The organism is Arthrobacter sp. Y3223164, from assembly GCF_059091005.1.
Map to the genome: position 1 here is coordinate 1 of NZ_JBNHGF010000881.1, position 416 is coordinate 416.

Consider the following 416-nt stretch of genomic DNA (forward strand, 5'->3'; position numbering starts at 1 on the left):
GCCCGGTCGGCGGCCACGCGCGCGGCGTCGGTCGAGCCTTTCAGGCCGTTGGCCACGAAGGCGAACACCAGCAGGCGTCCGTCGGCGCTGGCCACATAGCCGCTGAGCGACGTCACGGTGTTCAAGGTGCCGGTCTTGGCCCGGACCAGCCCGGCGCCGGCGGGGTTGTTTTCCAGGTAGCGCCCGGACAGGGTGCCGGTCAGGCCGGCGACCGGCAGGGAGCCGATCCCGGCCCGCAGGTCCGCGTCCTCGGAGGAGGCCATCAGCCTGACCGCCGCGGCCAGCTGGGCAGGACTGACCCGGTTCTCCATCGACAGGCCGCTGGCATCGGCCAGCACCATGCCCTCCACGGGAATGCCCGCCAGGCCCGCCGCCTCGCGGATGGCTTCGGTGCCGCCCGCGAAGGAGCCGGGCTT

At 73.8% G+C, this 416-nt stretch carries 1 protein-coding gene; it reads right to left on the reverse strand.

Going from position 1 to position 416, the window contains the following annotated elements; genetic code table 11:
- Nucleotides 1-416: D-alanyl-D-alanine carboxypeptidase (locus AC5RUJ_RS18525; protein WP_494156549.1), on the reverse strand; the 416-nt coding region annotated here is incomplete at both ends.